Origin of the sequence: Dietzia sp. Alg238-R159, from assembly GCF_900537145.1 — a bacterium.
Taxonomy (GTDB): domain Bacteria; phylum Actinomycetota; class Actinomycetes; order Mycobacteriales; family Mycobacteriaceae; genus Dietzia; species Dietzia kunjamensis.
Map to the genome: position 1 here is coordinate 230,928 of NZ_UNRI01000003.1, position 19,162 is coordinate 250,089.

At 70.2% G+C, this 19,162-nt stretch carries 18 protein-coding genes; 8 read left to right on the forward strand and 10 right to left on the reverse strand.

What is annotated here, in order from left to right:
- Positions 1-12 precede the first annotated feature (12 nt).
- Positions 13-468 carry a hypothetical protein gene (locus G6R20_RS09560; protein ID WP_163376242.1) on the reverse strand — a complete coding sequence of 152 codons (456 nt, stop codon included), beginning with the start codon at positions 466-468 and terminating at the stop codon, positions 13-15.
- 101 nt (positions 469-569) lie between these two features.
- On the opposite strand from G6R20_RS09560, the gene G6R20_RS09565 reads away from it, so the two are divergent.
- The 3 genes from G6R20_RS09565 to G6R20_RS09575 all read left to right on the forward strand — a co-directional run bounded on the left by G6R20_RS09565 (position 570) and on the right by G6R20_RS09575 (position 4,067).
- The gene (locus G6R20_RS09565) at positions 570-1,082 is read left to right on the forward strand and encodes a DUF4395 domain-containing protein (protein WP_069390025.1); all 513 of its coding nucleotides are present in this window, start codon (positions 570-572) and stop codon (positions 1,080-1,082) included.
- Positions 1,083-1,269: 187 nt separating this feature from the next.
- Complete coding sequence (locus G6R20_RS09570; RefSeq protein WP_163376243.1) at positions 1,270-1,848, forward strand: hypothetical protein; 579 nt, start codon at positions 1,270-1,272, stop codon at positions 1,846-1,848.
- A 155-nt stretch (positions 1,849-2,003) separates the two neighbouring features.
- Complete coding sequence (locus G6R20_RS09575; RefSeq protein ID WP_163376244.1) at positions 2,004-4,067, forward strand: M13-type metalloendopeptidase; 2,064 nt, start codon at positions 2,004-2,006, stop codon at positions 4,065-4,067.
- A 6-nt stretch (positions 4,068-4,073) separates the two neighbouring features.
- On the opposite strand, the gene G6R20_RS09580 is transcribed toward G6R20_RS09575, so the two are convergent.
- The gene (locus tag G6R20_RS09580) at positions 4,074-4,769 is read right to left on the reverse strand and encodes a Crp/Fnr family transcriptional regulator (protein ID WP_067715997.1); all 696 of its coding nucleotides are present in this window, start codon (positions 4,767-4,769) and stop codon (positions 4,074-4,076) included.
- A 223-nt stretch (positions 4,770-4,992) separates the two neighbouring features.
- On the opposite strand from G6R20_RS09580, the gene ctaD reads away from it, so the two are divergent.
- The 4 genes from ctaD (at position 4,993) to G6R20_RS09600 (ending at position 9,748) form a co-directional block, all read left to right on the forward strand.
- Positions 4,993-6,660: a cytochrome c oxidase subunit I gene (gene ctaD / locus G6R20_RS09585; RefSeq protein ID WP_240341410.1), complete on the forward strand. Its 1,668-nt coding sequence runs from the start codon at positions 4,993-4,995 to the stop codon at positions 6,658-6,660.
- 66 nt (positions 6,661-6,726) lie between these two features.
- Entirely contained in the window at positions 6,727-7,803 is a 1,077-nt protein-coding gene (locus G6R20_RS09590) for a diacylglycerol kinase (RefSeq protein WP_163376246.1), read from the forward strand.
- Positions 7,800-8,771 carry an alpha/beta fold hydrolase gene (locus G6R20_RS09595; RefSeq protein WP_163376247.1) on the forward strand — a complete coding sequence of 324 codons (972 nt, stop codon included), beginning with the start codon at positions 7,800-7,802 and terminating at the stop codon, positions 8,769-8,771. The genes G6R20_RS09590 and G6R20_RS09595 overlap by 4 nt, the downstream gene beginning before the upstream one ends.
- The gene (locus G6R20_RS09600; RefSeq protein ID WP_240341370.1) at positions 8,768-9,748 is read left to right on the forward strand and encodes an alpha/beta fold hydrolase; all 981 of its coding nucleotides are present in this window, start codon (positions 8,768-8,770) and stop codon (positions 9,746-9,748) included. The genes G6R20_RS09595 and G6R20_RS09600 overlap by 4 nt, the downstream gene beginning before the upstream one ends.
- Positions 9,749-9,762: 14 nt before the next feature.
- On the opposite strand, the gene ugpC is transcribed toward G6R20_RS09600, so the two are convergent.
- The 7 genes from ugpC to G6R20_RS09635 form a co-directional block, all read right to left on the reverse strand.
- On the reverse strand, positions 9,763-10,827 hold the full coding sequence (ugpC, locus tag G6R20_RS09605) for a sn-glycerol-3-phosphate ABC transporter ATP-binding protein UgpC (protein WP_067717165.1): 1,065 nt from the start codon (positions 10,825-10,827) through the stop codon (positions 9,763-9,765).
- A gap of 150 nt (positions 10,828-10,977) precedes the next feature.
- A complete protein-coding gene (locus tag G6R20_RS09610; protein WP_163376248.1) occupies positions 10,978-12,303 on the reverse strand; it encodes an ABC transporter substrate-binding protein in 1,326 nt (441 codons plus the stop codon).
- A 73-nt stretch (positions 12,304-12,376) separates the two neighbouring features.
- Positions 12,377-13,219, reverse strand: coding sequence for a carbohydrate ABC transporter permease (locus tag G6R20_RS09615; protein ID WP_096906662.1), 843 nt, complete (start codon positions 13,217-13,219; stop codon positions 12,377-12,379).
- On the reverse strand, positions 13,216-14,082 hold the full coding sequence (locus G6R20_RS09620) for a sugar ABC transporter permease (protein WP_067717214.1): 867 nt from the start codon (positions 14,080-14,082) through the stop codon (positions 13,216-13,218). Before G6R20_RS09620 ends, G6R20_RS09615 begins: the two co-directional genes overlap by 4 nt.
- A 248-nt stretch (positions 14,083-14,330) precedes the next feature.
- A complete protein-coding gene (locus G6R20_RS09625) occupies positions 14,331-15,272 on the reverse strand; it encodes a L,D-transpeptidase (RefSeq protein ID WP_163376249.1) in 942 nt (313 codons plus the stop codon).
- Positions 15,273-15,389: 117 nt separating this feature from the next.
- Entirely contained in the window at positions 15,390-16,307 is a 918-nt protein-coding gene (locus G6R20_RS09630) for a L,D-transpeptidase (RefSeq protein WP_163376250.1), read from the reverse strand.
- A gap of 552 nt (positions 16,308-16,859) precedes the next feature.
- Positions 16,860-17,825, reverse strand: coding sequence for a hypothetical protein (locus G6R20_RS09635; protein WP_163376251.1), 966 nt, complete (start codon positions 17,823-17,825; stop codon positions 16,860-16,862).
- A gap of 99 nt (positions 17,826-17,924) precedes the next feature.
- Here G6R20_RS09635 and G6R20_RS09640 point away from each other — a divergent pair, with 99 nt between their 5' ends.
- Positions 17,925-18,452 carry a DUF1990 family protein gene (locus tag G6R20_RS09640; RefSeq protein ID WP_159148153.1) on the forward strand — a complete coding sequence of 176 codons (528 nt, stop codon included), beginning with the start codon at positions 17,925-17,927 and terminating at the stop codon, positions 18,450-18,452.
- Here G6R20_RS09640 and G6R20_RS09645 read toward each other — a convergent pair.
- The gene (locus tag G6R20_RS09645) at positions 18,449-19,108 is read right to left on the reverse strand and encodes a TetR family transcriptional regulator (protein WP_163376252.1); all 660 of its coding nucleotides are present in this window, start codon (positions 19,106-19,108) and stop codon (positions 18,449-18,451) included. The two genes, G6R20_RS09640 and G6R20_RS09645, sit on opposite strands and share 4 nt — an antisense overlap.
- Positions 19,109-19,162: the final 54 nt, after the last annotated feature.

Sequence of the window (19,162 nt, forward strand, 5' to 3'; positions counted from 1 at the left end):
GAGGGGGCGCGATCAGGGGAGGTCGCAGAGTTGCCGGAACTGGTCCCACTCGGCCTCGAGTGCAGCCGGGGAGACGGTCGGCTGCACTGCGATGCCCGACAGACGACTCGCCACCGCGGACAGGGCGTTGTCGGTAACCCCGTCGGAAAGGCGGCGGACCTCGGCGGAGACGGCCTCGCGGTCGGTGTCGGCGCCGTGGACGAGTCGGTGGACGGGTTCGGTCAGCGTCCCGCAGCCCGGGGTGGCCTCCGGCCCGGGCGTCGGGGGCGGCGACGTCGCGGTGGGGGCCGCCGCCCCCGGGGATGAGGTGGCCGTCGCGATGGTCGAGGTGGCCGTGGCCTGGACGGCGGGGTCCGCGGTCCCGGGGGTCTGGTCTCCGACGCTGACCTGGCCGCACCCGGACACCGCCAGCGCGAGGGACGCGGCCGCCGCGACGACGGTGCCGGCCGCTGCTCTACCGGGGATCATGGGCCGACACTAGCGGCATCTGGGATTCCGCGGGGCGCGGGCGTACTCTGGTCCGCGAGGTAGACCGATCGGTCTATCGGAGTGCGTGAGGAGCGAGAACTGTGAGTCTGCGAGAAGCGTTCGTCTTCCCCGAGATCGTCAACGACTACGCCGCGCGGTGCACCGCCGCCCTCGTGGTGACGCTCGCGGTGGTCACCCTCCTCGCTCCCGAGCCCGCCCGGACATGGCTGGCGGGAGCGCTGGTGGTGGGTTTCGCGCTCCGGGTTGCCGGCGGCCCGCGGTACTCGCCGTTCGGTCGCCTGTCGGTGCATGTGCTCGCGCCGCGGGTCAGTGACGAGCCCAAGATGGTCGCCGGCGCGCCCAAGCGATTCGCCCAGACGATCGGCCTGGTGATGTCCTCGATCGCGTTCGGACTGTTCCTCGCAGGGTTCACGGTGGCGGGCAGCGTCGTGCTCGGTGTGCTGGTGGCCGCCGCGCTCGCCGAGGCCGCGCTCGGCTTCTGCCTGGGCTGCTGGATGTACGGGCAGCTCCAGCGGGTCGGCATCGTCTCGGAGGACGCGTGCGTGGACTGCGCGGACATCTGGGCGCGGCCCGGGATGACGGCCCGCAATTAAAGGGCGGCCCGGGAGGACCTCCCGGCTACGCGCCCGGAATGGTCCATTCCCGCAGCGAGACCCTTCGATGAGGGTGCAATCGGGCAGCGTAAGCCGGTGAGGACGTGCAGCCGGGGCCGCTTGTGGTGGCGGTGTGAGCGGTCTTCATCGCGGACGACCTGTCGTGGTGCCGCGATAGTGTGGATCCATGAGTACTCCCGCTGACGGCAACGCCTCCGACCGGCCCGACGACCCGTTCGGCGGTCGGGCGAACGAGCAGTGGCCCGGTCACGACGGCGGTCAGCAGTACGGGGCCGGCGGCTACGGCGGTCAGCAGTACGGGAGCCCGCAGTACGGAACCCCGCCGTACGGGAGCCCGCAGGGCGGCGGTCAGTTCGACCCGGGTCAGTACGGCGCGCAGCCCTTCTACGGCGCCGAGTACGCCTACGGGGCGCAGCAGCCGTACGGGATGCAGTCCTATGGTCAGCGGTACGGGATGCAGTCCTACGGTCAGCGGTACGGGATGCAGTCCTACGGTCAGTTCCCGCCGGCGGCCCGCAAGGACCCGGCACTGATGCTGGTGGCGTCCCTCCTCGTGCCCGGCCTGGGGACGATGCTGGTCGGCCGGGCCGGTAGGGGTGTGGGCATCCTCGCCGGCTACCTCGTGGGTGCTCTGCTCTCGGTCATCCTCATCGGACTGCCCATCATGTTCGGGTTCTGGATCTGGGGGATGGTCGACGCCTATCAGGGCGCCAAGGATCACAACGCCCGCCACGGCCTGCCCTGACCCGCGTCCGGCAGCCGCGCGCGGCATCCACGACCACCGGCCCGCCTCACCGGTTCGGCGCATCCCGTCGGCCCGCCTCGTCGTCGTCACGGAGGTGGCGACCTCCGACGTCGTGCCGACCGCCCACCCCGCGACCACTTACGTAACCTGTCCACATGACCGCGACCGAGATCCCCACCACCGACGCGCCCCGTCCCTCGGGCCTCGACCTGCAGTACGTCGATCCGGACGTCCGGCCCCAGGACGACCTCTACCAGCACGTCAACGGCACCTGGATCCGTGAGCACGTGATCCCCGCCGACCGGCCGATCGACGGTGCGTTCCTCGCCCTGCGCGACCTGTCCGAGGAGCGGGTGCGCGACATCATCACCGACGCCCCGGTCGACTCGCAGATCGGCGCCTTCTACGCCTCCTTCATGGACACCGGCGCCGTCGAGGCCACCGGCGTGGCCGCGCTCGCGCCCGATCTGGCCGAGATCGACGGTGCGACCGACGCCGACTCGCTCGCGCTGGCCATGGCGCGCCTGGAGAAGGTGGGCGTCGGCGGCCTGATCGGCGCCTACGTCAACAACGACGCCAAGAACTCGAGCGAGTACATCCTCTACCTGGTGCAGTACGGCATCGGGCTGCCGGACGAGTCCTTCTATCGTGAGGACCAGTACGCCGAGATGCGCGAGCAGTACACCGACCACATCGCCCGGATGCTCGACCTCGCCGGGCTGGTCGACGACGTGGACGGGGAGACCGGGGCCCGCCGGACCGCCGAGCGGATCGTCGCGCTGGAGACCCGCATCGCCGCCGCCCACTGGGACGTGGTGGCCCGTCGCGACGCGGACAAGACCTACAACCCCGTCACCTGGGACGAGTTGCCGCAGCAGGCCCCCGGCTTCCCCTGGCATGAGTGGGCCCGCGAGCTCGGCGGCACCGAGGAGACGTTCGGCCGGCTCGTCGCGATGCAGCCCGACTTCCTCACCGCCGTGGCCGACCTGTGGGCCTCCGAGCCGCTGGAGACCTGGAAGCAGTGGCTGCGCTGGCGGACGGTCTCCGCGCGCGCGCCGTTCCTGACCTCGGACCTGGTGGACGAGAACTTCCGCTTCTACGGCACCGTGATGTCCGGCACCGAGGAGAACAAGGCCCGCTGGAAGCGTGGTGTCGGTGCGGTCGAGGCCGCCCTCGGCGAGGAGGTCGGCAAGGAGTACGTGGCCCGGCACTTCCCGCCCGGCCACAAGGCGCGCATGGTCGAGCTGGTGGAGAACCTCACCGACGCCTACCGCTACTCCATCAGCCGTCTGCCGTGGATGACCCCGGCCACCCGCGAGCGGGCGCTGGCCAAGCTCGAGGCGTTCGTTGCCAAGATCGGCTACCCCGAGAAGTGGCGCGACTACTCGGCGCTCGAGGTCCGCGCCGACGACCTGCTCGGGAACGTGCGCCGCTCCGCCGAGTTCGAGCACCACTACGAGCTGGGCAAGCTCGGCGGCCCGGTCGACCGCGGTGAGTGGCACATGACGCCGCAGACGGTCAACGCCTACTACAACCCGGTGATGAACGAGATCGTCTTCCCGGCCGCCATCCTGCAGCCGCCGTTCTTCGACGCCGACGCCGACGACGCCGCCAACTACGGGGCGATCGGTGCCGTGATCGGGCACGAGATCGGTCACGGGTTCGACGACCAGGGAGCGAAGTACGACGGCGACGGCAACCTGGTCGACTGGTGGACCGACGACGATCGCGAGGCGTTCGGAACCCGCGTGGAGGCGCTGATCGCCCAGTACGACGGCCTCACCCCCGACGGCCTGGACGCCACGAAGGACCACGTCAACGGGGCCTTCACGGTGGGGGAGAACATCGGCGACCTGGGCGGTCTCACCATCGCGCTGCTGGCCTACCGGCTGGCACAGGGTTCGAACGAGCAGGGTTCGAACGAGCAGGGTTCGAACGAGCAGGGCACCGACGGCGAACCCGCCGAGGGCACCGAGGTGGGCCCGGAGATCGACGGGATGACCGGCATCCAGCGGCTCATCATCTCGTGGGCGATCGTGTGGCGGACCAAGACCCGCGCCGAGGAGGCCGCCCGCCGGCTCGCCGTGGACCCGCACTCCCCGCCGGAGTTCCGCTGCAACCAGGTGGTCCGCAACCTCGACGATTTCCACGCCGCCTTCGACGTGACCGAGGGCGACGGACTGTGGCTCGCCCCCGAGGAGCGCGTCAGCATCTGGTGAGGGTGCTCAGGCGCCGGTGAGTCGGCGGTGGTCGAGGTCGAACTCCCGCCGCGCGACCCTCTCGACGGCCCCCGAGGCGATGAGGTCGTGTAGTCGACGGCTCAGCGTCTCGGGGGTCGTCCCCAGATGCGTGGCCAGGTCGGACTGGGACAGTGGCAGTCGCACCCGGATCCGCCCGTCCTGGCGGGGCGACCCGGGTAACGACACGAGGTAGGCGGACAGTCGCGTGAGCACGTCCTCCGAGGTGATCGACGCCAGGTGCTGTTCGCTCTCGACCACCTTCCACGCCAGTTCGCGGGTGATCGAGTCGTTGAGCACCGGGCACGCGGCGGCCGCTGACCGGAGCGCGCCGTGCGAGACGCTGGTCAGCGTGGTGGCCTCCGCGGCGACGACGGTGTGACGGGCAGGGCAGCCCAGTGCGAACTCCACCAGGCCGAGATGGCTCCCGGGGCCGAGGACCCGGACGTGACGCTGGTGCCCGGACCGGTCCTCCCTGACGACATGGAGGGCCCCGGCCGTGATCACCACCAGGCGGCCCACCGGTTCCCCGGTCACCTGCACCACCGCGCCTGGCCTCGCCGTACTCGTCCGCGACGAGGCGGCCAGGGCGGCCCCGCACCGGGGTGGCAGCGAGGCGAACAGGACCGAGCCCGCGAACAGCGCGGACCCGGTGACTCCGGAATCGTCCCCGTGCGCGGTCATGTCACCAGTGTGGCCCTGTGGGGCGCCCACGTGTGCATTTCCTCACACCGAGTTGACCTAGATCAATGCGGTTCCGAGGCTTCCGGCCTAGTTTCGGATGAACGAACGACAGGGGAGCGATATGTCGGAGACTCTTGTACCGCCCACGCGCCCGACGCGTGAGCTCGACCACCCGCCGGGTGAACCCACGGGTGATGCCCGGCCGGGCTCGTTCGTGTGGAAGATGCTGACGACGACCGACCACAAGTTGCTCGGCATCATGTACATCGTCACCTGCTTTATCTTCTTCTTCGCCGGCGGCCTCATGGCGCTGCTCATCCGGGCGGAGCTCTTCTTCCCGGGTATGCAGTTCCTGTCGAATGAGCAGTTCAACCAGCTGTTCACCATGCACGGCACGGTGATGCTGCTGCTCTACGGAACCCCGATCGTCGTCGGGTTCGCGAACTACATCATGCCGCTGCAGATCGGCGCCCCCGACGTGGCGTTCCCGCGCCTCAACGCGTTCGGCTTCTGGCTGTTCGCGGCGGGCGGCACGATCATGCTCTCCGGCTTCCTGACCCCCGGTGGCGCGGCGTCCTTCGGCTGGACCATGTACATGCCGCTGGCGGACAAGATCCACTCGCCGAACGTCGGCGCGGACCTCTGGATCCTCGGCGTCGGCATCGGCGGCATCGGCACGATCCTCGGTGCCGTCAACTTCGTCACCACCATCATCTGCCTGCGCGCACCGGGTATGACCATGTTCCGGATGCCGATCTTCACGTGGAACATCCTCGTGGCGTCGGTCCTCATCCTCCTGATCTTCCCGCTGCTCACCGCGGCCGCGCTCGGCGTCTTCTACGACCGCACCTTCGGTGGTCGCATCTTCGATCCGGGCAACGGTGGCGCCATCCTGTGGCAGCACCTGTTCTGGTTCTTCGGTCACCCCGAGGTGTACGTCCTCGCGCTGCCGTTCTTCGGCATCGTCTCCGAGGTCTTCCCGGTCTTCTCTCGCAAGCCGCTGTTCGGCTACGCCGGCCTGGTCTTCGCGACCCTCGCGATCGCCGCACTGTCGATGGCCGTGTGGGCGCACCACATGTACGTCACCGGCGCGGTGCTGCTGCCGTTCTTCTCCTTCATGACGTTCCTCATCGCGGTCCCGACCGGCGTGAAGTTCTTCAACTGGATCGGCACGATGTGGCGCGGCAAGATGACCTTCGAGACGCCGATGCTGTTCGCCCTCGGCTTCATCATCACCTTCCTCTTCGGCGGTCTGACCGGCGTGATGATGGCCTCGGCGCCGATCGACTTCCACATCTCGGACACGTACTTCATCGTGGCGCACTTCCACTACACGCTYTTCGGCACCATCGTGTTCGCCACGTTCGCCGGCGTGTACTTCTGGTTCCCCAAGATGACGGGCCGGATGTACGACGAGCGGCTCGGYAAGATCCACTTCTGGTTGATCTTCATCGGTTTCCACACGACGTTCCTGGTRCAGCACTGGCTGGGCAACCAGGGCATGCCGCGCCGGTACGCCGACTACCTGGATTCGGACAACTTCACGGTCCTCAACCAGATCTCCACGGTCGGTTCGTTCATCCTCGGCATCGCGATGCTGCCGTTCATCTGGAACATCATCAAGAGCTGGCGCTACGGGGAGATCGTCACGGTCGACGACCCGTGGGGCGCGGGCAACTCCCTCGAGTGGGCGACCTCGTGCCCGCCGCCGCGCCACAACTTCGTGACGCTGCCCCGGATCCGCTCCGAGCGCCCCGCGTTCGAGCTGCACTACCCGCACATGAGCGAGCGGATGCGGGCGGAGGCCCACGTCGGGGGCCGTCGCAAGGCCCGGGACCCGGACACCGCGAAGGACGTCGGGGAGCGCGGGACCTCGCCCTACAGGAGCTGAACACCGAGGGCCGGATGCGTGGAAGCGGCAACCCCCGGGTCGGGGCGACGGATAGTGTCGGTGCCCATGACGATCCGGGTAGTGGAATGGTCGACGGGGTATCTGGGCCGGATGGCAGTCGAGGCGATCGCCGCCCGGCCCGAGCTGGAACTGGTGGGCCTGTACGTCTCCGACCCGGCCAAGGTCGGCGTGGACGCCGGGCGACTCGCCGGGGTGGACCGCGACCTGGGTATCGCGTCCACCGATGACACTGACGCGCTGCTCGCGCTGGACCCGGACGCGGTGGTCTACACCGCCGAGACCGAGACGCGGTTCGTGGACGCGATCTCCGACTTCTGCCGCTTCCTGCGCGCCGGTATCGACGTGGTGGCCTCCGGTCCGGTGCTGCTGCAGTACCCGCACGGCACCCTGCCCGAGGAGATGATCTCCGAGCTCGCCGCCGCCGGACGTGAAGGCGGCGCCACACTGCACGTCAACGGCATCGACCCCGGCTTCGCCAACGACGTCCTGCCGCTGGCCTTGACCAGCTTGTCCCGGCGGATCGACCACATCCACGTGGGCGAGATCGCCGACTACTCCGTGTACCACCAGGGTGAAACCATGCGGCGACTGTTCGGTTTCGGCGGGCCCATGGACTCGCTGCCGCCACTGCTGCGTCCGGGGATGCTCGCGGCGGGCTGGGGATCGGTGGTCCGCCAGCTCGCGGCCGCCCTCGACGTCACCCTCGACGAACCGCTCCTGGAGCGACACGAGCGCCTGCCCGCGGACCGCGACCTGACCCTGCTTGCGTGCGAGGTCCCGGAGGGGACGCAGGCCGCGCTGCGGTTCGAGGTGGTGGGGCAGGTCGACGGCGAGGACCGCATCGTCCTGGAGCACGTCACTCGCACTGCCCACGACCAGGCCCCCGACTGGCCGCGCCCGGACCACGGCGACGGCTGCTACCGCATCGAGATCACCGGCGATCCCGCGATGCGGGTGGAGTTCGGACACCACGCCGAGCACGGCGATCACAACGTCTCCGGCATGCTCGTCACCGCGATGCGGCTGGTCAACTCGGTGGAGGCGGTCGTGGCGGCGGCGCCGGGACTCGTGTACGCGAAGGACCTCCCGATGATCACCGGGCGTGGCTTAATGAGCACATGAGAACCCTGCGGGCCGCCCTGGCCGTCACCGCCGCCGCCCTCCTCGCGGTGACGGGCGCGGGCGCCGCGAACGCCACCGACCCGTCGACACGGGCACCGCTGCCGGTGCCGTACTCCTTCTTCTCCGGAGCCGCCCGGGCGCTCACCGCCCCGGGGGCGGAGCTGCCCGGGGCCAACGACTGGTCGTGCCGCCCCACCGCCGACAAGCCGCGCCCCGTGGTGTTGGTCCACGGCACCTGGGGCGGCGCGGTCACCAACTGGGCCACCTACGGGCCGCTGCTGCACAACGAGGGCTACTGCGTCTACACGCTCACCTACGGGGCGCTGCCCGGCCAGCCGTGGCCGGTCAGTCTCCTGGGCGGCCTGTCGGACATCACGGAGGTATCGGTGCCGCAGGTCGGCGAGTTCGTCGACCGCGTCCTCGCCTCGACCGGTGCCGAGCAGGTCGACCTCGTCGGCCACTCGCAGGGGACGCTCGTCTCCGGCCTGGTCGCCAAGGTCGGCCGGCCCGGCAAGGTGAACACCGTCGCCTCGGTAGCCCCGCTGTGGCACGGCTCCCGCGGGACCGGGTCCGGGGCGATCGGGACCGCCCTGGCCAGCGGGGACCGCGGACGCGCGGTCGAGATCGCGCCGTCCCTCGGCCGGATGGCGGCCGGGTCGGAGACGCTCGAACTCCTGTGGTCGGGTGGCACCCCCTATGCGCCGGGCGTGACCTACCTCAACCTCGTGACCCGCTACGACCAGCTGGTCCGGCCGTACACCGTCGGTGTCGTCGAGGGTCCGCGGGCCACCAACATCACCATCCAGGACGGGTGTGAGCAGAACCGGGCCGAGCACCTGGCCATCGCCTCGGATCCCCGGACCGMGGACTTCGTGCTCAACGCCCTCGACCCCGCCGACCCGCGTGAACCGCGGTGTGAGGCGGTCGCCCCGTACCTGGGACCGATCCCCCCGCTGCCGCGATCGTGAACCGGACCGGGATCGCGGGACTGCTCGCGGCGGCGGCCCTCGTCGTCGTCGCCCCCGTCCCCGCGGCTGCCGCGCCCACGGCGGCGGCCGCTCCCGCCCCCACCACGGACCAGGTCCCGTGGCGGTGGTGGGACGGCGCGGCGTACCAACTCACCCACGGCCTGGCCGATCCGCCCGGCATCAACCGGGACGACTGCCGGCCGACCGCGCAGCGCCCCGCGCCGGTGATCCTCGTGCACGGCACCGGGCTCACCGGCGGGAACTCGTGGGCCACCTTCGGCGCCGCACTGGCCGCCGAGGGCTACTGCGTCTGGGCCCCCACCGTGGGCGCGCCACCCGGACCCGGCGGCGCCCCGGCGTCTGTGGGCGGCGTCGACTCGCTCACCGGCGCCTCGGCGCCGCAGCTCGCCGCCGAGATCGACCGGGTGCGTGCGCTCACCGGGGCCGCCGAGGTGGACCTGGTGGGGCACTCGCAGGGCGCGATCATCGCCTCCTACGTCACCGCGACCGCCCGGGCCGACGCCGTGCGCACCGTCGTCACGCTGGGCGCCGATCCCGCCCGGTCCGGCGACGGGCCACCCGAGTTCGTCACCGATCTGCTCGGCGTGCTGTCGCCCGACACCGCGCGGCAGGACGCCGAGGCGACGCTCGCGTGGCTGGGCGAGGAGGGCGTCCCGTTCGCGCGCGGGGTGCGGTACGTGGCGGTGTCATCGGACTACGACGAACTCACCGGGCCGGTGGTGGCGCCGGAGGTGCCGGACTTCGTGGACCTGGACGTGGTGCGGCTGCAGGACGGCTGCGAGGTCGACCGCTCGGGGCACCTGACCGTGCTGGCGTCGCCTCGAGCGGTGGACCTGGTGATCGACGCCCTCGGCGGGCCGCGGGGCCCGGGTGGTGTCGAGCCGGCCGGCCCGCCGCCGCGCTGCGTTCCCGCGGATCAGCTGCTGGGCGTGCTCGCGCCCGTTCCGCCCCGGTGACCAGGCGCGCCGGATCAGTTCAAGCGGAGGCCGGTCTCGGGGTCGAACGCGTGGACCTCGGAGTCGACGTGCCGGACGCGGAGGCGCTCGCCGACCGCGGTCCCGTGTGCCCGGTCCAGGCGCACGGCGATCCGGTCGCCGGCGTCGGTGTGGCCGTACGCGAAGGACTCCGCGCCCAGCTCCTCGACCAGGTCCACCACCAGATCCAGGCCGGGTTCGTCCTCGCCCACAACCCGCAGTGACTCCGGTCGGGCACCGAGGGTGACGCGGTCGCGGCCCTCGAGTGAGGCGGGGATGGCCACCTCGGCGTCACCGACGTGGGCCCGGGAGCCCTCGACCGCCACCTCGAGGAGGTTCATGGCCGGCGTGCCGATGAAGCCGGCGACGAACGCGTTGACCGGCCGGTCATACAGCTCGCGGGGGGCCGCGACCTGTTGGAGGACGCCGTCTCTGAGCACCGCGACGCGCGTACCCATCGTCATGGCCTCGACCTGGTCGTGGGTGACGTACACCGTGGTCACGCCCAGCCGTCGTTGCAGCCCGGCGATCTCCCCGCGGGTGGAGACCCGCAGCTTGGCGTCGAGGTTCGACAGTGGCTCGTCCATACAGAACACCTTGGGCCGACGCACGATCGCCCGACCCATGGCGACCCGCTGGCGCTGGCCGCCGGACAGTTGGGAGGGTTTGCGGTGGAGGAGGGGATCCAGCTGCAGGATCCGCGCGGCCTCCTCGACCTGCTTGCGGGTGTCGGACTTGTTGACGCCGGCGTTGCGCAGTGCGAACCCCATGTTCTGGGCGACCGTCATGTTGGGATACAGCGCGTAGTTCTGGAACACCATGGCCACGTCGCGGTCGCGGGGAGCGACGCCGGACACGTCGAGCTCGTCGATGAACACGCGGCCGGCGTCGACGGGTTCCAGACCTGCGAGCATCCTCAGGCTGGTGGACTTGCCGCAGCCGGAGGGGCCGACCAGGACGAGGAACTCGCCGTCGGTGATGTCGATGTCGAGGGCGTCGACGGCGGGCGCCGATCCCTTGTCGAACCGGCGGGTCGCGTGGTCGAAGCGGACGGTGGCCATCGGGTGGGGTGCTCCTCGTGCGTGAATGTTCGGGGGAGGTGACGCGGCTGTGGGGTCAGGGGTGGGGCCGGGGCCGCCGAACGACGCCGACGCCGGGGCCGGATACGAGGTGCCCGGCCCCGGGCGTAGGCGATCGCCGGCGGTGACCGGTCAGCCGTTGAGCTTCGGCTGGATCTGGGTCTCGATGATCTGCGCGGTCTCGTCCTGCACCTGCTGCATGGTCTCGCGGATGTCGGCGCCACCGAGGACACGGTCGAACGCGCCACCGATGCGCCTACCACCGTTGGGTACCAGGACACGGGCGTTGTCCTGAGGCCGGGTGTGCGCGAGCTGGTCGATCGCGGTGACCGCCTGCGGGGTCTCGGACAGGTAGGCCTTGATCTCCTGCGCCTCGCGGGCGGACTTACGGACCGGCATGTACCCGGTTCCCTGCGCGAAGGTCGCCGTCGACTGCGTGTTGGTGAGGAAGTCGATGAACTTCATGGCGTTGAGCTTGCGCTCGTCGGAGATACCGGCCGGGATCGCGACGCCCGCGCCGCCGGTCGGGCAGGAGTTCTTCTCGGCCGCCCCGGGCAGGAAGGCCGTGCCGAACTCGAAACCGGCGTTGGTCTTGGCGGTGGCGAGCGAGCCGGTGGAGGCCAGTGCACACGCGGCGAGACCGGAACCGAACTCGACGATCGAGTCGGCGGAGACCACCAGGAAACCGTCGTCGTCGAGCTTCTTGATGTACTCCATGCCGCGAATGGTGCCGTCGTCGGTGAAGGTCGGGGTCCAGTCGCGGGAGAAGGCGCCGTCGAAGTCCCAGATGATGTTCTGCCCGGTCCAGTCCATGTAGTTGGAGCCGTCGTACATCGCGATGGCGTGCTTGCCGTCCCCGATGGCGTCCTGTAGGCGGGGTGCCCACTCCGCGAACTCGGTCCAGTTCTCCGGGCCGCGGTCGGGCAGCCCGGCGGCCCGCCACACCTCCTTGTTGTAGTAGAACAGCGGCGTCGACCGCGCGAAGGGCACGCCGAAGTTGTCGCCCTCGAGGACGTAGTCGCCCAGCAGGGCGTCGACGTAGTCAGCGGTATCGACGCCGGCCTCGGTGAACAGGTCGTTCAGCGGGGTGATCTGCCGGTTGAGCGCGAAGTTGAACCAGGTGACGTCGGAGACCACGACGACGTCGGGCAGCTCGCCGCCGGTGAGTGCCGCGTTGAACTTCTGGGCGACCTCCTCGTAGTTCTTCCCGCCGTCGACGAGGTTGACCTTGAGGCCCGGATTCTCCGACTCGAACGCCGCGATGATGTCGGTCTCGAGTGACTTGGAGTCACCGGGGTGGTTGGACCAGAACGTGATGGTGCCGGTGTCGCCGCCGGAGGCGGTTCCGCCCGACTCACCGGATGTGTCGCCGCCCGCGCCCGCGCAGGCGGTGAGGGTGGTGGCGGCCGCGGTGGCGCCGAGGACGCCGAGGAATCCGCGACGGTTCATGGGGTTCATTCGTGTCGGACCTTTCGTTGCTGCCGGACCGGTTCGGCCCGACGGGATTGGAGGTGGGATCGCGCGGAGTGGGTCATCCCTTCACCGCGCCGGAGGTCAGGCCCTTGATCATGTGGCGCTGGAGGATGAGGAACACGACGAGGATCGGGGTGATGGTGAGCACCGTGGCGGCCATGACCATCGGCCAGTCGGTGTAACCGCCGTCGGTGTTGACGAGGCGGGCCAGCCCGACCTGGAGCGGGGCGACGCGGTCGTCGGAGGCGATGAGGAATGGCCAGAGGTACTCGTTCCACTCGTTGACCACGGTGATGAGCGCGAAGGCGACCAGGGTGGGCCAACTCATCGGCAGTACGACCCGGAACAGCAGCTTGAGGTGCCCGCACCCGTCCATCCGCGCGGCCTCGATGATCTCGTACGGCAGGGTCAGGAAGTGGTTGCGCATGAGGAAGGTGCCGAACGCGACCCCCGCCAGCGGGATGATGATGCCCTGGAACGTGTTGATCCACCCGAGCTGCGCCACGAGTGCGTAGTTGGAGATCACCGTGATCTGGTTGGGCACCATCAGGGCCGCGAGCACGACCATGAACAGGACGGACCGGCCTGGGAAGCGAAGGAAGACGAACGCGTAGGCGCTGAGGACCCCCAACGTGATCTTCACGATGCTGAGCAGGCCGGTGATGACCACCGAGTTGGTGAAGTACCGGAGAAACGGGACCTCGGAGAGCACCTGCGGGTACGCGTCACCGGTCAGCGGGGAAGGCCACCACACCGGCGGCTGGACGTAGACCTGGTTGTCCGGTTTGAGGGAGGTGACGACCACCCAGAACAGCGGGAGGCCGATGACCAGCAGGACGAGGATCATCACCGCGTACCCGATGATCATGGTCGGCGTGGAGCCTGCGCGGATAGTGCTCATCGGGCGTTCCTGTCCATGACGCGGACCTGTAGGTAGGTGATGACCAGCAGGATGAGGAACATGATCGTCGCGACCGTGGCTCCGTAGCCGGCCCGGAAGTTCTGGAAGGTCTCCTGATAGACCTGGAAGACCATGGTCGTGGTGGCGTTGCCCTGGGGCCCACCGCGGGTCATCACGTAGATGATGTCGAAGACCTGGAGCGAGTTGAGCATCACGGTGATCGACAAGAAGAACGTCGTGGGGCGCAGCATGGGCAGTGTCACCGAGCGGAAGGTGGTCCACCGGCCGGCGCCGTCGATCTCGGCGGCCTCGTAGAGCTCTGCGGGTTTGGCTTGGAGCGCCGCCAGATAGATGACGAACGAGTAGCCCAGGTTCTTCCAGATGTAGGTGATGGTGATCATCGCCAGCGCCCAGTCGGGGTCCTGGTAGAAGTCCGGCACCGGGAGTCCGACCATTGTGAGCAGTGCCGAGACCATGCCGAACCGGGGATCGAAGATGAACTGGAACGCCACGCCGATGGCAGCCCCGGCGATGACGAACGGCGCGAACACCGCCGAGCGCACGATGCCGCGACCGATGAGCTGCTGGTCGAGCAGCAGGGCCAGGGCCAGCCCGAGCACCATGGACCCCACGACGGCCGAGACGGTGAACACGCCGGTGTTTCGCAGGATCAGCCAGCTGTCGTCCCGCCCGAACCACTCGACATAGTTGGCGGCTCCCACGAACGTCGAGGTGGGGGAGGAGATGTTCCAGTCGAAGAAGCTCAGCCGGAAGTTGTCCAGCAACGGCCGGTAGGTGAACACGCCGAGCAGTGCCAGGTTGGGCAACACCAGAGCGACGAAGAGCGCCTTCTCGCGGAACAGTCCGCCCGCCCGGGCCCGGCGCCGGGCCGGGCCGCGCTCGGCGAGGTCAGGGGGAGCGGTCGCCGGGTGCCCGTCGACCGGGGAGGACAGAGTCTGCACGCTGTGCAGCCTGGCCGGGAGAGGTGAACGGGTCCTTTCCGGACGATTGACCGCCGGTGGCCCGGCGAGGTCTAACCGGTACAGGTGTTGAAAAGCATGATGTCCCCACGCTTCTCATTCCGGACGGCCGGGCCGCCGGCGAGCGGGCGTCAGTAGTTCCAGTCGCCCTGGCCGTCGAACGCGCCGAACGGGCGGCCGGGCCCGTTCTTGACGATGAACGGGTCGCCGTTGCGGCTGGTGTCGTAGTACCAGCGGGCGTCGGCGGGGCTGACGTTGATGCAGCCGTGGGAGACGTTGCGGACACCCTGGTCGGCGACCGACCACGGTGCGGAGTGGATGTAGATGCCGTCGTAGGAGAGCCGGACGGCGTCGTTGATGATCGAGTTGTACCCGCCGTCCTCGATGCGCAGACCGAACGTCTCCGAGTTCATGCGGACCTCACGGCCGCGCTGGCCGGTGTAGTAGGTGCCGTTGTAGGTCTCCCAGCCGGGCCGTCCGGCGGAGGCTCGCATGGTGCGGATGTGCTGGCCGTTGCGGGTGACGGTGACGAGCTTGGTGCGGTCGTCGAACACGGCGATCACGGCGTCGCCGGTCCGGAACGACTGCTGACGCTTGCCACCGGCCCACACGGTCACGGAGGTGATGACCGGCCAGAACTCGTGGGGCCGCCAGCGCACCTCGCGGTCGTTCACCCAGTAGAACTTGCCCGGGACCGCCGGCTCGGTGCGGATGCCGATCGTGGCCTCGGCCCGCGCCCGGTCGCGGATGGGGCGGTCGAAGAAGAACATGACCGGCTGTGCCACGCCCACGATCTCGTTCGGGGTGGGGAAGATGTCGACGTTGCCGTACTCGGGTGTCGGCCGCGCGGGCCCGATGACCGGGTAGGTCAGTACGGGCATCGCGGCGACGCCCGGGATGGCCGGCGTGTACAGGGGCGCGTTCTCGAGCTGCGGCACCCCGGGAGGGCTCAGCGGCATGACGGACTGGGCCTCGGCGGTCGGGGCGGTGCCCGCGCCGACCGACACCCCCATGAGGAGCGCGATCGCGGCGAGGACCGCGGCGGCCACCGAGGGGCGGGAGGAACGGGTCATGTGAGGGGCTCCTGAGGACGGCGAGGGATTCTCTAAGCGTTACGACAGACTTCTACCCGGATATATCGTGCGTCACAACCGAAGTGTTTCGGAGCGGCGGCCCGCGGCCGCCCGCGGTCAGTAGTTCCAGTCGCCCTGACCGTCGAACGCGCCGAACGGTCGGCCGGGGCCGCCGGTGACGATGAACGGGTCGCCATTGCGGGTGTTGTCGAAGTACCAGGCCGCGTCCTCGGGGCTGACGTTGATGCAGCCGTGCGAGACATTCCGGACACCCTGGTCGGCGACCGACCACGGCGCCGAGTGGATGAAGATGCCGTCGTAGCTCAGCCGCACGCCGTTCTCCACGATCGTGTCGTACCCGCCGGCGGTCCGGGACAGTCCCCAGGTCTCCGAGTCCATGCGCACCTCGCGGGCCCGCCAGCCGTTGTAGTAGACGCCGTTGTGGGTGGCGTAGGCGTCGCGGCCGGCGGAAGCCTTCATGGTGCGCACCACCTGGCCGTTGCGGGTGACGGTGACGGTGTGGGTGGCGTCGTCATAGGTCGAGATCACCGCGTCGCCGGTGCGGAAGACGGTCTCACGCCCTCCGGCCCACACGGTGATGGAGGTGCCCGCGGGCCAGAACTCGTGTGGTCGCCAGCGCAGTTCCGAGTCGCCGACCCAGTAGAACTTGCCGTCCACGGCGGGCGCCGTGCGGATTCCCACCGACGCCTCGGCGCGGGCACGGTCGGCGACGGGCTGGTCGAACCGGATCATCACCGGTTGCGCGACGCCCACCGTCTCGCCCGAGGTGGGGTAGACCGAGGCCACCCCGGTCTCGGCCGTGGTCCGTCCCACGGCGGGGACGGGCATGGTGAGCACGCCGGTCGATCCGCCGACCGCGGGCAGTGGTGCGGACTCGAGTCCGAGCGCGCCGACCGAGCCGGTGGATCCGGTGGGACCGAGGAGTGACTGCGCGGAGGCGGCGGGGGAGAGGCCGACGACGACGAGGCAGGCCGTGGCCAGAAGCGTTGCGAAGGACCGGGTGCGGCGAGACATCGTTCTCCTCGGAAGCGGGCACCGCGGCGGGCGGCGACAGCGGGGGTCGCGTGAGGGCGGACAGCCAACCCCACGCGTCACATAAGTAACATCAGTAACAGTACATATCAGGTGCCCGGCCTGTACATCTCCGAGGTCGGGCGGGGATCACGGTGGGTGCCCGCTCCGCGGGGGACGCGCACCGACCCGGCCGGGCACCTTTCCACCGTTCGTTGGTATCGCCGCGGGGAGAACTGCTGGTAGATCCATGCGGGGGCCGTAGTTGAGCGGAAGTCAACGGAGAATCGCCTGATCATGGGCTTGACCGAACAGCAGGTGCAACATAGGGTCATCTCAGTCACCGCCGAGGGGTGGGTGGCGAAGTGAAGTGGTTGCTGAGGGGCTGCGACTTCACGTAACGAGGGGCCGGTCTTCCCGACCGGGGCACCTGGGGGGTGCCGACCCGCAGCCGAGAGGCAGCGTGGAGGCCGGATCGTACGCGATCTGCCAGATGGAGGGACGGCGTCGGATGCTGAGGGGCTCCGGCGCCGTTCCCGTCATTTCAGCCCACTTCTAGCCGACGATCTCCCGTGCCACGCGGTGCAGCCCGGCCAGCGCGACCGCCTCGGTCTGCGGTGATCTGGGCGTCTCGGGCCTGAGCATGGTGATGTGCCACAGTTCGTCGCCGGAGACCAGGATCGTGTGCACCTCGACGCCGCCGCCGGTGGGTGCCGCCACGCAGTCGATGTACATCGTGGCGGGCCGTGGGCCGACCGCGGCGGGTGCCCCGGGCTCGCCCGGGGCCGTCAGGCCGGCCTCCGCGGCGCCCGCTTCGCGGATCTCCGAGCAGGCGTACCTGGCGCCCAGCAGTGCGGCCTGACCCGCGAGCGCGGCCTGGGCACCGTCGCGGGGGGTGACGACCCCGGCGGCGACGGTGTCGGGGACGACGTCCGGATCGAAGGCCGGCGGGGTGGTCGTCACCGTGGTCGCCGAGGTCGTCGCCGACTCGTCGGTCGTGGCGTCGGCTGTCGGCGCGTCGGTCGTGGCCTCCGCCTCGCCTGCAGCGCCCGCGGCGCCCGCCGTGTCCGCCGCGCCCTCCGTGTCCGCCGACTCCGTATCCGAGACCTCGGCGGCGTCGGCGTCGGTGCCCGCCGCGTCGGCGTCGGTCGTGCTGGTGCCCGCCAGTCCGGCTTGGTACCTCTCGGGTGACCCCGGGCCGCCGTAGGTGCACAGCAGCCCCAGGTCGCCGGAACCGGTCGGGGCGACCTCCGGCATGTCGGCACCGGTGAGGTCGATGATCTCCTCGGTGGTCAGGTCGAGGAGCTCGCAGGCGTTGAGTCGTTCCTCGGGCGCGGGCCGACCCTCGACCATCTCGGCGGCGACGTCGTGCCGGGGATTCGGGGTGAGTCTCGGCGGGCCCGCGTCACCCGAACCGGGGCCGGTGGCAGTGCATCCGGCGACAGTCACCGTGGCCGCCAGGGCGACGAACCCTCCGGCGAGACGGCGTCCGCGCGCCGGACGGGGTCGCTGCGATCGCATGGCCCGATCCTACGGGTCGGCCCCACGGCCATGACCCCGACGTCCGGCGTTCACCGCGCGTGCGCGGCCCGCTCATCTCGCTCGGCGACACTGCCGGGTGTGGAAGCGAGACGCGGGCGGGACGCGCAGCCGCTGCCGGGGCCCGCACTCGGCTACCGGCGTTCGGACCTGCACGAACACGGGAGACCTCCCGGGGGGTGGAGGGAGGTCATCGCCCACGCCGTGCTCGGCGAGGGCGTCGCCCTGTTCGACGGGGCCGCGGACGATCTGCTGAGTCTGGCCGCCCACGCCCGTGCGGGGATCAGGACGGCCCCGGCGGATCCGCCCCTGGCATCGGACCTCGTCGTGCTCGACGGGCCGATGCGTGGCCCCTGCCGACTTGTCGACCTGATCGACGAGTCGCTCCGGCAGGGCGTCGTCGTCGGCACCCTCGAGGGCAACACCGCGGTGGCCGAGCACCGCTGCCACATCGACCTGCACCCCGGGACGGACGAGGTCACCGTCACCGTCCGGACGGTGTGGCGGCCGCGCACCTTCTCGGTGCTGCCCGGTGCCGCGGGCCGCGAGGCGCGCGCCTACCAACGCATGGGCGACCGCCTGGTCCGGACGCTCGGCGGCGCTTTCTAACCAGGCACGGCGCCGTCGGGGGCAGCCGGGCCTCTGGCGACGTCGGTCGGCTCGGTCACCGAGCCTCGGATCGCATCGAACGATTCCCGGATGCGGTACTCGAGCAGGGAACCCGGCTCGTCGGTGCGCCACCGTTCTACGGCGATGCGGAGGATCGCGATCGACGCGGCCGCCACCGTCGCGGCCTCCACCGAGTCCGGTTCCCGCCCCTCCCGGCGCGCCACCAGGGACGCCAGCTCCTTCTCGTTGCACGCCAGGATCTCGTAGACCTGGGTGCGGACGCTCGCCTCCCGGCGCCACATGTCGTGGAATCGGTCGAAGGCCCGGCTCTGTCGCCGTGCGTTGGACACCTGGTGCCACATGAGCCGTGAGAGGGCGGTCATGGTGGACACGCTGCGGTCGGTGAGGAATTCCCTCACCGCGTCGCGACCGGCGGGGGGCGTGTCCGGGATGCAGGCGGCGGCCTTGGACGGGAAGTAGTTGAAGAACGTCCGCCGCGACACGTTGGCGGCTCGGGCGATCTCGTCGACCGTCACCGCGTCGAGTCCCCGCTCGATCACCAGATCGACCGCGGCGGCGGAGATCGCACCGCGCAGGTCGCGGCGGCGGTCCTCCGCGCGGTCGGCGCCCGCAGCGATGCTCGTGGAGTCGCCCATCTGCCACCTCCCGGTGCCGTCGCCGTGTCGGCGGTCAGCCGCACCGCCACGGTC